The sequence below is a fragment of the Sorangium sp. So ce375 genome (assembly GCF_051473855.1).
Lineage (GTDB): Bacteria > Myxococcota_A > Polyangia > Polyangiales > Polyangiaceae > Sorangium.
On record NZ_CP150335.1, the window covers coordinates 12,013,210 to 12,026,734 of the forward strand.

General features: G+C 70.4%; 12 protein-coding genes. 7 read left to right on the forward strand and 5 right to left on the reverse strand.

Going from position 1 to position 13,525, the window contains the following annotated elements:
* The first annotated feature begins 144 nt into the window (after nt 1–144).
* On the forward strand, nt 145–372 hold the full coding sequence (locus WME90_RS44680) for a hypothetical protein (RefSeq protein WP_437278209.1): 228 nt from the start codon (nt 145–147) through the stop codon (nt 370–372).
* Here the strand turns inward: WME90_RS44680 and WME90_RS44685 are convergent.
* The 3 genes from WME90_RS44685 to WME90_RS44695 form a co-directional block, all read right to left on the reverse strand.
* Nucleotides 369–779, reverse strand: coding sequence for a response regulator (locus tag WME90_RS44685; protein WP_437278210.1), 411 nt, complete (start codon nt 777–779; stop codon nt 369–371). The two genes, WME90_RS44680 and WME90_RS44685, sit on opposite strands and share 4 nt — an antisense overlap.
* A gap of 228 nt (nt 780–1,007) precedes the next feature.
* The gene (locus WME90_RS44690) at nt 1,008–2,243 is read right to left on the reverse strand and encodes a hypothetical protein (protein WP_437278211.1); all 1,236 of its coding nucleotides are present in this window, start codon (nt 2,241–2,243) and stop codon (nt 1,008–1,010) included.
* Nucleotides 2,244–2,259: 16 nt separating this feature from the next.
* A complete protein-coding gene (locus tag WME90_RS44695; RefSeq protein ID WP_437278212.1) occupies nt 2,260–2,451 on the reverse strand; it encodes a DUF350 domain-containing protein in 192 nt (63 codons plus the stop codon).
* Nucleotides 2,452–2,649: 198 nt separating this feature from the next.
* Here WME90_RS44695 and WME90_RS44700 point away from each other — a divergent pair, with 198 nt between their 5' ends.
* From WME90_RS44700 to WME90_RS44710, 3 genes are read left to right on the forward strand one after another with little or no spacing between them, the layout of a single operon-like run.
* A complete protein-coding gene (locus tag WME90_RS44700; RefSeq protein ID WP_437278213.1) occupies nt 2,650–4,452 on the forward strand; it encodes a M16 family metallopeptidase in 1,803 nt (600 codons plus the stop codon).
* Between the two features lie 30 nt (nt 4,453–4,482).
* Nucleotides 4,483–6,105, forward strand: coding sequence for a M16 family metallopeptidase (locus tag WME90_RS44705; protein WP_437278214.1), 1,623 nt, complete (start codon nt 4,483–4,485; stop codon nt 6,103–6,105).
* Complete coding sequence (locus WME90_RS44710) at nt 6,102–7,100, forward strand: hypothetical protein (RefSeq protein WP_437278215.1); 999 nt, start codon at nt 6,102–6,104, stop codon at nt 7,098–7,100. The genes WME90_RS44705 and WME90_RS44710 overlap by 4 nt, the downstream gene beginning before the upstream one ends.
* A 769-nt stretch (nt 7,101–7,869) precedes the next feature.
* Here WME90_RS44710 and WME90_RS44715 read toward each other — a convergent pair.
* Entirely contained in the window at nt 7,870–9,288 is a 1,419-nt protein-coding gene (locus WME90_RS44715) for an MFS transporter (RefSeq protein WP_437278216.1), read from the reverse strand.
* Entirely contained in the window at nt 9,285–9,851 is a 567-nt protein-coding gene (gene hpt, locus WME90_RS44720) for a hypoxanthine phosphoribosyltransferase (protein WP_437278217.1), read from the reverse strand. The genes WME90_RS44715 and hpt overlap by 4 nt, the downstream gene beginning before the upstream one ends.
* A gap of 486 nt (nt 9,852–10,337) precedes the next feature.
* Between hpt and WME90_RS44725 the strand changes: the two genes are divergently transcribed.
* The 3 genes from WME90_RS44725 to WME90_RS44735 are packed head-to-tail and all read left to right on the forward strand — an operon-like array spanning nt 10,338 to nt 13,520.
* Entirely contained in the window at nt 10,338–11,780 is a 1,443-nt protein-coding gene (locus WME90_RS44725; protein WP_437278218.1) for an FAD-dependent protein, read from the forward strand.
* Entirely contained in the window at nt 11,773–12,423 is a 651-nt protein-coding gene (locus WME90_RS44730; protein WP_437278219.1) for an AAA family ATPase, read from the forward strand. The genes WME90_RS44725 and WME90_RS44730 overlap by 8 nt, the downstream gene beginning before the upstream one ends.
* Entirely contained in the window at nt 12,420–13,520 is a 1,101-nt protein-coding gene (locus WME90_RS44735) for an HAD-IB family phosphatase (RefSeq protein ID WP_437278220.1), read from the forward strand. Before WME90_RS44730 ends, WME90_RS44735 begins: the two co-directional genes overlap by 4 nt.
* The last annotated feature ends 5 nt before the right edge of the window (nt 13,521–13,525 follow it).

Below are 13,525 nucleotides of genomic sequence, written 5' to 3' on the forward strand. Positions count from 1 at the left end.
TCCGGACAGACAATGTCCTGACGGGCGCGTCCGCCGAGGACGCCGCCGCGCCAGGCGAACGCGGCCACCACGGACGTCGCCGCCGCGTCCGTTGCGCCGTCCTGCGCGAGGCGGTAAGCACTTCCGGCGAGCGGAGGGCGGAGCGTGGATGAGCCGGAGCGACGCGACGAGGACCCGGACCAAGGCGCGGGCGACGTCGGGGGCGAGCGCGCGTCGCTCGGCATCCTGTTCCTCGCCGCGGCGTTCGCGCTCGCGCTCCTGCTGACCGTCGTGGCGCTCCTCGCGTTCGCGGCGATGGCCCCGCGGTCGCCGTCCCCGGTCAAGGTGGGCGCGCTCGTCGGTGCCCTGAGCGCGCTCGGCCGCTGGGCCTAGCCGCAGGTCTTCTGGACCACGCCGAGCAGCGCGCCGAAGTCGACGGGCTTCTTCAGGTAGGCCGTCCCCTCGGGCGGGCCGTCGTGACCGGAGACGATGGTCACCGGGATCGCCGCGAGCGCGTGCACCTGCTTCAGCGCGGCGAGCATCTCCTCGCCGGTCATGATCGGCATCATCAGATCGAGCAGGATGAGCCCGGGGGGCGGGTCCGCCTGGTGCAGCAGATCGAGCGCCTCCTTGCCGTTGCTGGCGCAGTAGACGTCGTAGCCCGACGCCTCGAGCATCTCGCGGAGCATCTCGCGGAGCTCGGCGTCGTCGTCGACAAGGAGGACGGGGGCGCGCGGGTTCGGGGGAATCGGCGTCACGCGCGGCCCGTTGAGCCCGTCGGTTGGCAAGGGTTCACTCATCGCTGTTACCTCTTCCAGACTGCGCAAGCATGCAGGAGCGATAGCAGGCGAGGACCGCGCACGCATTGCATGCCCTCAGCATCGTCGGATCTTCTCCGGATCATGGTTCCGGGCTACGCGGGGCGGCGCCGATCCGCGCCGCTCGGGGGGCGAGGGGCGTGGCGGGAGCACGGGCACCGCGGGCGAAGCCATGCGAAGCGCCGAGGGTTACGGGAGTTGCGCCGCGGGTCAAGCCTCTCCGCTCGCCGACGGCGCTCCGGCGCCCGTCGCGCGCTCGTCGCCCGCGCCGCCTGGGCCGCGCTCGCCCCGTCCGCTCCCCTCGCCCTCCACTCCATCCAGCGAGCCGGGCCGGAACCCGAGCGCGCGCGCCTGGGCGGGGCGGGTGTGGCGACGGCGCCAGACCACCGCGTCGAGCAGGTAATGGGTCGCCTGCGGGAGCGCGAGCAGCGGCACGAGCAGCGCACGCGCGCGCGGCCCCAGGAGCGGCTCGTCCACGGCGCCGCCGAAGAGCTCCGGTCGGTCGTGCCAGACGAGCCGGTCCCAGAGCATCTCCTCGACGAACGCGAGCGCCAGCGCGACCCCGAGGAAGGCGAGGAGCCCGGACGCGAGGACGCGCGCGATCAGCGAGCGCTTCGCCTCGCGGGCCCGCTCCCGCGCGTACGCGAAGACGAGCGCCATGTAGGGGACCCCGTGGACGATCACGTTGGTGACCGTGAACTGGAAGTCGCTGTCGGTCGCGACGATGCCGGCGTACCAGGTCGCCGCGGTCGTCGCGACGACGACGTGCTTGCCGAGGTTCTGCGGCGCGCGATCGACGCAGGCCCGCTGGATCGCGCGGGCGACGTACGCGACGGCGAGCGCGGCGTACAGCGCGCCGAGCGGGCCGACCGCGGCCGCGAGCCAGGGCGCGCTCACGAAATCGCCCTCCACGAACCACTGGAACGCGCGCGGCGGGTTCGCGTGCCAGTAGAGGAGCGGCCACCCCGTCGCCGCGTAGACGAGCGCGTCGTCGAGGAGGCGATCGACGCGCGAGCGCTCGCCCGCGAGCGCGCGGTAGATCGCGACCCACCCGATCTGCTGGCGGACGAAGTGGATCACGGCCGCGTAGGCGAGCGCGCGCCAGAAGGTGAGCTCGGAGGCGAGGTGCAGCGCGACGCCGCCGGCGTAGCAGGCGAGCGGCACGCCGGCGTAGAGCGCGGGGTGGCGGCGGAGCTCCTCGGGGTCGAGGTACGTGCGGAAGAGCGTCGTGTGCACGTGGGCCACGTCGACGCCGACCACGAAGAGCAGGAAGCCCCAGGTCGGGAGCGCGCCGCCCGTCGAGAGCGCCGCGAGGGCGAGGGCGACCGCCGCGGAGCCGCCGAACACCGCGAGGTCGAGGCCGCGGCCCCACATGAAAGCGCCGCGCGCCGCGCCGCGGGGCCCGGCCGGCAGCGCGCCGAGGAGGTCGGGCTCGGCCGAGGCCAACGCCGAGACCCGCGCGTCAGCCGTGGATGGCGGCGGAGATGATCCAGGCGAGGCCCAGGATCACCGAGCCGATCACGATCGCGAGCGCCGTGTTCTGGTCCTCCTCGATCTCCTTGCGGATGGAGAACGGGGTGAGCTTCGTGATCAGCACGAACGCGAGCAGGAAGACGAGGAGCCCGACGGCGACGAAGACGAGCGTTCCGACCACGGCTTTGATCAAATTTTCAACGTCGGGCATCGGCGGTTCTCTCTGGGCTCGGGGCGGCGCGCGCTCGTGACGTCCGGCGCTCGGGGCGTGAGCCTACGCGAGTCGGCCGACAGGGTGAAGCAGGGTGAATCGGCGTCGCCGCGCCAAGGCGGGCGCGCCCGGCCGGCGACGTGCTATCGCCCTGCCGTGTCCACGACCGTGAGCCGAACCCTGTTCCACCGCGCCCTCACGGCCGCGCTCGCGACGCTCGGCCTGCTGTGCGCCGGCGCGCCCGGTTCCGCAAAAGCGGCGCCTCGGCCTGGCGAGCCGGCGCCGATCGCCGCCAGGTCGCCGGCGGGCGCGCGCACGTCAGCTGCCGCACGCCCGCGGCCCGCCTCGACGCAGCGCGCGCGTGCTCCCGGGGTGCAGCGCAAGCCGGCCGGCAGCGCGGCGCGTGCGGCGGGCGCGTCGGCTGGCAACGCGGCGCGCCCGCGGGGCGCCGGCGCGCCGCCGGCGGAAGCGCCGCTCGAGCTCGCGTTGCCCATCGAGCGGATCACGCTGAAGAACGGGCTGCGCGTGGTGCTGAGCCCCGACGAGAGCTCCCCCACGGTGGCGGTGGCCGTGACGTACGACGCGGGCTCGCGCGACGAGCCGAGCGGCAGAAGCGGCGTGGCGCGCGTCGTGATGGACATGATGGCCCGGGGCGGCCGCAACCTGCCGGCGGGCGAGGCCCAGCGCCTCGCGGCCGAGCGCGGCGGCGAGCTCCACGCCGAGACGGACGTCGATCGCACCACCTACACGGCGGCGCTGCCCGCGAACGAGCTCGCGCTCGCGCTGTGGATCGAGGCCGATCGCATGAGGGCGCCAGCGCCGAGCGCGCAGGGCTTCGAAGAGCAGCGCAGGGACGCGCTCGAGCGCCGCGGCGCGGTCCTCGGCGCCGCCTACGGCCAGGGCGCGATCCGGCTCCGCGAGCTCGTCTTCCAGGGGTACTGGCCCCACGAGCACCCGGCGCTCGGCGAGGCCGACGATCTCGCGGGCGCCGAGCTCTCGTGGGCCCGCGACTTCCACGCCGCCCACTACGGCCCGAACAGGGCGGTGCTCGCGATCGCCGGCGGCTTCGACGCGGGCGCGGCGATGGCGCTCGTGCACGAGTACTTCGACGGCATCCCCGCCGTCACCGCGGCGCCCTTCAAGGACGCGCCGCTCCCCGAGCAGACGAGCCAGCGCACCGGCGTCGTGAGGGACACCGCCGCGCGCGCGCCGGCCATCCTCTACGGGTGGGCCGTGCCGCCGCGCGAGCACCCGGATCACCACGCGCTCGCGGTCGCGGCCTCGCTGCTCGGGCGCGGCGAGAGCTCGCGGCTCGAGGCGCTCCTCGTCGGGGACAAGGCCGTCGCGCGGTCGGTGCGGGTCGCGATCGACGGCCACCGCGGGCCCGATCTGTTCTCCATCGACGTGCGGCTCGCCGAGGACGCCCGGGTCGGCGACGTCGAGAAGCTGATCGAGGGCGAGATCCGGGCGCTCGCGACGGCGGGCCCCTCGCAGGCCGAGCTGACGAGGGCGCGCCGGCTGCTCCAGTCGGCGTTCGTGTCGGGCCTCGCGGACGCGAGCGCGCGGGCGCGGGCGCTCGGCGAGCACGAGCTGCTCTTCGGGGACGCCGCCCACCTGAACGGCGAGCTCGCGCGCTGCTTCGCGGTGACCCGGGAGGACGTCCAGCGCGTCGCGCGCGATCTCCTCGGCCCGACGCGCCGGACGATCGTCGAGACCTATCCCCCCGCGGCGCCGGGAGCCGCCCCGCCGCCGCGGGCGCAGGGGCACGCGTCGACCGGCGCGCCGCAGGCCGGAGGCGGGGCGCACGCCGCGGCGCAGACGGCGCGAGGGCAGGGCGCGGAGAAGGCGACGCCGGGCAAGGGCCCGGCGAAGGCGGCGCCGGGCAAGAGCCCGGCGAAGGCGCACGGCGCGGCGAGCCGGCACGCGCCGAAGCAGAAGCCGACGAAGCCGGCGAAACCCAGGAAGAAGTGACGCGACGAGGCGATGGGAAGGCGTGACGCGATGAGCGAGCGAAGCGAGCGACGCGATCTGCGCGGGCGGCGGACGGCGCGCCCCTGGCTCTCCTGGACCGCGGCGCTCGCGGCCGCCGTGGCGTGCGGCTGCGCCGGGGGCGCGCCGCGCCCGCCCGCGCAGGCCGCCGCGCCGGCGAAGTCCGCGCCGGCGCAGTCCACACAGGCGGCGCCGCCGCCCGAGGCCGCGCGCGGGGACCAGCCGCCGCCGTCCGGCCCCGCGAAGCCCGCGCGCATGCCTCCGATCGCCTGGGTCGAGCTCCCGAGCGGCCTCCGCGTGGCCACGGCGGTCAGCCGCGCGCTGCCGCTCGTGGAGGTCCGGGTGGTCATCCGCGGCGGGTCCGCGGCCGACGGCGAGCGCACGGGGCTCGCCGCGCTCACGGGCGAGCTGCTCCTGCGCGGCGGCGCCGGCGGCCTGCCCGGCCGCGAGCTGCTCGCGCGCGTCGAGTCGCTCGGCGCCTCGCTGCGGGTCGACACGGGCCTCGACGCGACCGTGATCAGCCTGCGCGCCCCCGGCGATCGCCTCGCGGAGGCGGCCCTGCTGCTCGGGCTCGTCGTGCAGCGGCCGCGCCTCGACGCGGCGGAGCTCGCCAAGCTGAAGGCCCAGGCCGTGGAGGCGGCGCGGGACCGCGCGCACGAGGACGGCCGCTGGGGAGCGCTGATGGTCCTCTTCCGCGACCTCTACGCGCTCCCGACCGAGCTGCACCCCTACGCCTCGTTCGGCGCGACGGCGGCGGAGCTGCCGCGGATCACCGCCGCCGACTGCCGCGCGTTCCACGCGGCGTGGTACGTCCCGAAGAACACCGTGGTGGTGGTGGCGGGCGACACGACGCCCGAGGCCGCGCGCGCGGCCGTGGAGAAGGCCTTCACCGACCGCCGCGGCGACGAGCCCCCGGCGCTCTCGTTCACCGATCCGGTGCCGCCGGGGGCGCTCAAGATCACCATCGTCGATCGCCCGAAGAGCGCGGAGAGCGAGATCTTCCTGGGCGTGCTCGGCCCCGAGCGCAGCGCCCCGGAGTGGCCCGCGCTCGCGGTCGTGGGCGAGGTCCTCGGCGGCCCCTCGGGGCGCCTCTCGCAGGAGCTCCTCGAGCCGCGCGGGCCGGCGCGCGCCGTGTCCGCGGCGACGATCGACGTCGCGCACGGGCCCGTCCCGCTGGTGGCCCGCGTGAGCGTCCCTGCGGCGCGGACGGGCCTCGCTGCGCAGGCGATGGTCGAGCACGCGGAGCGGCTCGCGGCCGCGACGCCCTCGCAGGACGAGGTCGACGCGGCGGCGCGGCGGCTCACGGCCGGCCTCGGCCTCGGCCTCGGGACGGCCACGGGGCTCGCGGACGAGATCGCCGTCATGCAGGCGCTCGACCTGCCGGACGACCACCACGAGGGCTACCGCAAGGAGCTCCGCGACATCACGCCGGCCTTCGCCGGCAAGGTCGCGGCCGACGACGTGCGTCCCGCGCACGCCGCGCTCGTCGTGGTGGGCGACGCCCAGGCGATCGGCCCGGCGCTGAGCCGCCTCGGCGACGTCAAGGTGGTCGACCCGACGCGCGGCTTCGAGCGGAAGCGCACGATCCCGCGGGACGCGAGCGCCACGCCCGCCCCGTCGCAGGAGCAGCGGTGACCGCCGCCGGGCGTCGCGGTGGCGCGCGCGCTCCGCTGGCGGCGCGCGCCTTTGCGCTCGCGGCGGGGCTCGCGGCCGTGTCCTCCCCGGGCCCCGTGGGGGCGCAGCCGAAGCCTGCGCCGGTGGCCGCCGCGCCGTCGGCGTCGGCGGCCGGGCAGCTCGACGGCGCGTCGTACGACTACGAGCACCCGTCTGCGCCGGCGAGCGGCGCCGCCGAGCCGGGCGCGGCGCAGGCCGGGGCCGCTGCGCCCGCGGTGCCGCCGGAGCGGCGCTGGCGGGGGCGCGCCTTCGTGCACCGCCTGGCCGCCGCCGAGCCCGCGCGGCCGCTGCCGATCCTCGTGTTCCTGCACGGCACCAACGAGGCGCGGATCGAGCATCGGTGGATGGGGGGCGGCCAGGAGGGCGACGTGCGCCGGATCGCGGCGCAGCTCATGGAGGCGGGCCAGATCCCGCCGATGCTCGTCGCGGCGCCGAGCGCCGTGCTCCCGGCGGCCGTGGCCGTCGCGCGGACGAGCTGGCCTGCCTTCGATCTGGACGCGTTCCTCGACGCCACGGCCGCGCGGCTGCGCGGGGTCGCGACCCTCGACCGCGCGCGCGTCGTCGTCGCGGGCCACTCCGGCGGCGGCTGCAACAAGGAGGGCGGCATCGCGACCGCCCTGCGCGCGTCCACCCCCGTGCACGCGGCGCTCGTGATCGACACCTGCATGGACGTCGACATCGCCCTCCCGCTCGCCCGCTCGCGTCCGACCACACACGTCGTCGTGTCGTGGCAGACGATGTCCTGGGCCAAGCGCCCCATCGCCGACTTCCGCCGCGCTTTCCAGCGGGGCGCCGAGGCGCACCCTGCGGCGCCCGGCGTCCTCCGCGAGCTCGAGCCGCTCCAGCCGACGGAGCCGATGCCCCACGACGCCATGGTGCCCCTGGTGCTGCGGCGGTGGCTGCCGCCGCTGCTCTCGCCGGACGCCGCGCCGAGCGTGCCCTGCGTGTCGCCCTGACCGTCCGAGGACGCGCCGCCGCGTCCGTTCTGAGAATGCCAACAGGTTTGAGACAGGCAGGACGAGGATCCTGTGAGGGGATCGCGCAGAGGGGCACGCTCTGGCTCTGGGCCCCGACCGGTCGAGGATGAGGGCGGCTGCGGACGGGAGCATCCGCATCCAGCGGCGGCTCCACCACATCGAATGGTGAATGTGGAAAGGCGATGAAGGCGGCTGCTGCACCTGCGGAGTGGTCAGCGGAACCGCCCCGACGGGGGCTCTGGCAGGATCGATGGCTGTTTGGGCGGCGGCCCCTCATCGAGTCATCAGGTGCCGCCATAGGGTTTCCTTCATGCCTAGTATCGCGTTGCCCAAGGACTTCCCTGGTTGCGGGACCCTCGTAGGCCCTCGGGGAGGGGGCTCTCCGCGCGGTGCGGGGGACGGGCCGATGTCCGAGCCCGATTGACGTTGCTCCTCCGGCGCAGCCGGAGGAGCAACGTCCCAGGCGAGTTCGGCGGGCCCCCCCGCGCCGCGCGGAGAGCCCCCTCCCCGAGGGCCGGGCAGCTCGGCTAGACCTCTCGCTCGCCCGCAACCAGGGACGAACTTGGGCAACGAATTTTCGGGGGGCGAACCGTCGCGATCCGTTGCATCTCCCGGGATTTCGGGGGCCCGTCGAGGCGCGCGAGTTGCTAACGGCAGCTCTTGCGGATCGAGCCTCGGTAACGCATCGTGCCCCTCTTGCATGACGAAGGCGAGAAGCTCATCCAGATCGCCCGGATCCCGAAGATGCTCATCGAAACCGCGTTCTCCCAGCTTCGCCTCTAGCGGAGCGTCGTCGTGTTCCCTCGTCCAGTCGCCAGAGCAGCAGGCTGGCGCACGCAGCCAGCGCCGCGATGGCGAAGGCGGCGCACGCACCGAGGCCCGCTCTGTCTCCGTCGTGTGCTGAAGCTCGGCTTGCCATCGCGGTGACCACCGCCACGCCAAGCGCCCCGCCAGCCTGCTGGCACGAGATCAGCACGCCCGAGGCCACGCCTTGTTCATGCGTCCCAGCGGTCGCGGCGGCCATCATCGTGGCCGCTGGATAGATGCAAGCAATCCCGCCTCCAACGAGGAGGGCAGCGGGGAGGAGGTGATCGGTGTATCCGGCGTCGGTGGCCCGGGTGTAGAGGAGCTGGCCCGACACGAGCACGGCGAGGCCGACGAGGAGGAGCGGCGTCAAGCGCCAGCGCGTCGCCAGACGCGCGGCAGGAGCGGATAGGAGCCCCACGATCAGCCCTTGGGGTAGGAAAGCGAGGCCTGCATTGAGCGGGGAGTACCCATGGCGTTCCTGCAGCGCCGTCGACACCAGAAACATCGCGCCAGTGACGGCGGCGAACGCGCCTCCCAGCGCGATGCAGGCGGCCGCTATCCAGCGGTCGGCGAGCAGCGCTAGCGGTAACAGCGGCTGGATCGCGCGAGATTGTATGTAGAAAAACAGGGCCACAAGAGCCGCCCCCACGCAGCCGGTGGCGATCACCTCGTTCGCGGGTGCTGCGCCGATGCGACCGACCGCGTACACCAGGAGGGTCAGCCCTGTCGTCGCCAGCAGCGCCTGGTGCCACGCGATTCCGCCTCGCGGCTCACTACGTCCTACCGTCAGCACTCGGGGCGCGACAACCAGGACCGTCGCGCTTAGCGGCACGTACAATCCGAATGCCCAACGCCACCCTAGCCCAGCCGTGACCAGGCCTCCCGCGACGACGCCGAGAGAGAAGCCGAAGGCCCCCATGGCGCTGAAGACCCCGAGCGCCCGGCCGCGAGCGGCGCCGTCCGGGAACTCCGAGACAATCAGGGCGACTGCCGCCGGAGCGGTGATCGCTGCTCCGGCTCCCTGGACTGCTCGTGCCGCAACGATCTGTATCGCATCATGCGCCACGGCGGCGCCGAGCGATCCTGCGCCGAACGCCGCGACTCCCGAGAGAAACACGCGGCGGCCACCCCACCGATCTGCGCATCTGCCGCCGACCAGCAGGAAGCCTGCGTAGGCGGTCAAAAACGCGCTCGCGACCAGCTGAAGCTGATCTGGCAGGAGAGCCAGATCATGCTGAATGTCGGCGAGCTGCACGTTGATCCCCGACAGGCTCATTCCTTCGAAGAGGATCGCGGTACACAGCACGAGGAGCCGGATCCACGCACGGCTGTCGAACAGGACGTGTTCTTGGACGATCATGCCTCACGCCCTGTCGCATCGCGGCCCGTTGTGACGGGAAAGCTCACCTCGTAGAGATCGCCGAGATTGCGGTACCTCTCTGCATAATCAATGCCGTAGCCAGCTACCCAGTGAGCGGTGATGTCGAACCCAACGTAACGGGGCTGGACGGACACGGCGAGCGGACAGGTTTTGCGCAGCAGCACGCAGCAGTGCACCGAGGCTGGAGAGCGATCCCGGATCCTGTTCATCAACCAGGACAGCGTGACCCCGCTATCGAGGATGTCCTCCACGACCAGCACGTCGCGGTTGCTCACATCCTCCTCGAGGTCCTTCAGCAGGCGCGGCGTCCCGGGCGTAGTTCCGCGTCCGTACGTCGACGCGGCGACCCAGTCGATGGTCACAGGTAAGTTGATTGCGCGTGTCAGGTCGACCGTGAATGTCGCGGCCCCCTTCAACACGCCGACGACCATCAGGTCACATGCGGCGTAGTCCCGCGTGACATCCGCGCCCATCTGCTGCACCCGACGTCGTATCTGCTTCTCCGTAAACAGGACGCGAGCGAGCTCTTCCCTTTTCGACATGGCACCTCCGACCGCGCGCCGATAGACCTTCGGTATGCACGACGCGCGAGACAGTCTGCTGCGTCACATATAGCGCGCGTGCGCTCAACTGGAGAGAGTCACAAATTCATCTGGCGTTCGCTCCAGTCTGACCATCTGCTCTGGTCTCTCCGTAAAAGGCGCACCATGTAGATTCTTCGGAGGGCAGCGCCGACAGCCAAGCGCCGCAGTCGAGAGCGGTCTCCGTCGGATGTGTAGAACATGACGGCCGATGGTGTCTGGATACTCCAGGTTGCGGTGCAGACGGAGTAGCACTGGGTGAACGTGATCCGACTTGAGCCCGTTTTGAGCTGCTGACGGGGGCGCATTGGCCCCTCCTGGCTGCGCACACACCGGTATCGCGCGCACATTTCGTTGATGGCATCGACCGCTTGCTTCCCGGGCCGGAGCCTCTCTCACCTATTGAGAGAGAAGCGCTCCGCTTCCGTCGTTCGAGAGGAGGTCGCCGTGCTGTACGCCGTACGATCCAGGTTGTCTGGTAGAGCTCTGAACGTTCCCCGCTACGATCTGATCTGTGTGGGCGGCGGTCCTGCCAACCTCGCTCTTGCCGAAGAGCTGAAAAAGCGGCGCAGGGAGGCATCCATCCTAATTCTCGAGCTCGGCAGGGACATCGGCAGCCGGCACTGCCCGCTGGCCAGTCACTCGTTATGTCCACCGTGCAAGCTCTGCCATGCCGTCCATGGCATCGCGGGCGCGGGAGCCTACTCGGACGGCAAGGTGAGCTTCTGGCCTGCAGGGAGCGGACTGCTGCATATGGCCGGAAAGCTGTCGTCCGTGCTCGCCCTCGACGATAAGCTCCGAACCTACTATGAAAAACTGCGCCGCGATGGCGGCACGGCCACGAGTTGCACGCAGTCGAGCGAGCTGGCCAGGTCGCTGTGCTCGCGTAACCTGGAGCTCAAGGGTTATGACGTGATCCATGCAGGCTCTGAGGCAATTCAGGAGTTTTATCAGGAAAAGCAGAGAATGCTCCAGGAAAGCGGCGTCATCATTCAGTCCCAATCCCGCGTGACCGACGTTGCCCCATGCGAGATGGGCGGCCATTCCGTCTCGTGGACCCATCGCGGAGAGTTGCGGGTTGCGCGGGCCTCCATCCTCTCGCTCGGCACCGGTAAGGCGTCGGGCCGGTGGCTGCGCGGCATTCTCGACCGCCTCGGCATCGAACGGCAATTCACAGAGATCGAGCACGGTGTTCGCCTGGAGATGCCGCACACCGTGACAGAACGGCTTGCCGCATGCCATCGCGACGCGAAGATCAAGATCGCGGCGAGCGACGGCAGCGAGGTAAGGACCTTCTGCCTGTGCCAGCGCGGATTCGTGCTGGCCGCCTACTACGATGACATGACCACCGTGAGCGGTTACTCTCTGCGCGATCGGCGATCAGAGAACACCAACCTTGCGCTGCTGAACCGCATCTCGATGCCAGCAGGCATTAATCCGTACATCGAGTTTCTTCCTTCCATCCAGGCGCAGAACCGGCGTGCGCGAGGCGGGGCGACGGTCCAACGGCTGTGCGACTTCATCGCTGGTGCGGAGACGACAGAGCAGGACCTCACCGCGAACCCAGTTCGTCCCACCTTGACGTCGGCGGTGCCGGGAAAGGTGGAGCTCCACCTGGACGAGAGGATCCGGCGAAACTTGGTGAACGCGATACGGCAGATCGATCAGGTGTGTCCCGGCTTCGCCTCGCCATACAATCTGGTTTATGGTCCTGTGCTGGAAAAGTGCTGGGACAAGGTCAAGCTGACGTCGATGAAGACCACGGCTCCCGGTGTATACGTCGTGGGTGATGCTGCTGGGCACGCTCGCGGGTTAGTACAGGCTGCTGCCACCGGGTTGCTTGTTGCACAGTCAATCGTGGAAGAGTGGACCGAGGTGACCCATGAATAAGCTCCCGAGAAAGCCGTTCCTCGTTGTGCTCACTGGTCCTCCAGGAGCAGGAAAGACCACGAGCATAGAGCTAATGAAGCGCTGCGGCTTCGTGGTCATGACAGAAATCGCGCGCGAGTTGATCGACCGGGAGCAGAAGCGCGGGGGCCACGTCTATCCATGGACGCACCTGACCGAATTCGTGGATTCGCTCTGGCGGCAGCAAGAGCGACAGTTCCACGCTGCGCAGCGGCTCGCTGGGCCAGTATTCTTCGACCGCGGCATCGCGGATGCGATCGCCTTCATGGAGTACCATCAGACCGTTCCCTCGGATGCCTTCATAGACGCCTGCCGCCGTTGCCGCTATCATCTGGTGTTCGATCTCCATCCGCTGCCTGAGTACAAGCGCGATGCGCAGCGCCCCTACTCTGAGGATGAGGCCAACGCCCTCGCCAGGCTCAATCAACGTGCATACAGGTCGCTCGGGTACGAGATTGTATCGGCCCCCGTCATGCCGATCGCCGCGCGGATCGAATTCGTGCTGATGGAGACTCGGAAGCGCATGCGAAGGCCACAGTGTCCTCTGCCTTCTATCGACGTCTCGGAGCCGCTTCAGGCCGTTGTCGGGCAGGGGGCGGTCGCGGGCGTTCGAGGTGGATCATGAGCTTCTCCGGCTACAACGAGCGTCCACGTCGTGGAGGAGGAGCGCTGATAGTGAATGAGTTGAACGAAGTGCTCCTGCTCTTGCGAAGCGTCACGGCGCGTAATGACGGGGGGCTATGGTCGCAGCCGGGGGGAGCCCTCAGTGATGGCGACGCTACACCGGAAGCAGCCGTGCGGCGCGAGATATTGGAGGAGCTTGGGATCCAGATTCGTGTCCAACGGTTCCTGACGGCCACTTGTCATCGCGATCATGAGAATCAATGGATCGCCTACTCCTATCTCGGACAGATTGAGGAGGGAGAGTGCAGGCGGTGCGAACCAGAGAAGCATGATGCGGTGGGTTGGTTTCGTATCGATCAACTGCCGGAGAACATCAATCACGTCACGTCCGATGCGGTGGACGCGTACCACATGCACATGTGCCACGGGCGCGACGGAGGGCGGAGCGGAGACGAGGCGAGCGCCGGTCTGATCATTTTCGACATGGATGGAACGTTGCTCCCCGGGACAACCGCGAATCTGGAGCTTGCGCGAATTCTTGGGGCCGAGGGCGTGGTGCTGGAGTTGGAGCGCAGCTATTGTTCCGGCCTCATTGATAACCATACGTATGCGTCTCGGATCCTCGACCTCTACAGTAAATTGTCGGAGGATCATGTCGAACAGGCATTCAAGCGCGCTCCCAAGTTGAACGGGTTGCTGGATCTGGTGAGCTGGACGCGAGCACGTCGCATCGATGTCGCGGTCCTCACGACGGGCCCCGCGTTCTTCGCGAGCAAATTCAAGGAGCACTTCCGGTTTGATCACGTAATCGGTGGCATGTTCCCGGTCCATCGAGGACCGATAGAGATGTCCTCCTGTGTCGTGATGCGAGACGCGGGCAAGCCCGAGCACGCGCAGGCGCTATGCACGCGTCTGGGGGTGCCGGTCGGCCGTTGTGTCGTGGTCGGAGACTCGCGATCGGATGTCGCGCTTTTCGGCGAGTTTCAGAACTCGATCGCGTTGAATAGCGACGACGCGCTGGCGGGCAAAGCATTGTATTATCTGAGGACCCTCTTTGCGCCGGATCTGATCCCGGCTGTGTCTCATGTCCTGAGGTGAGACTT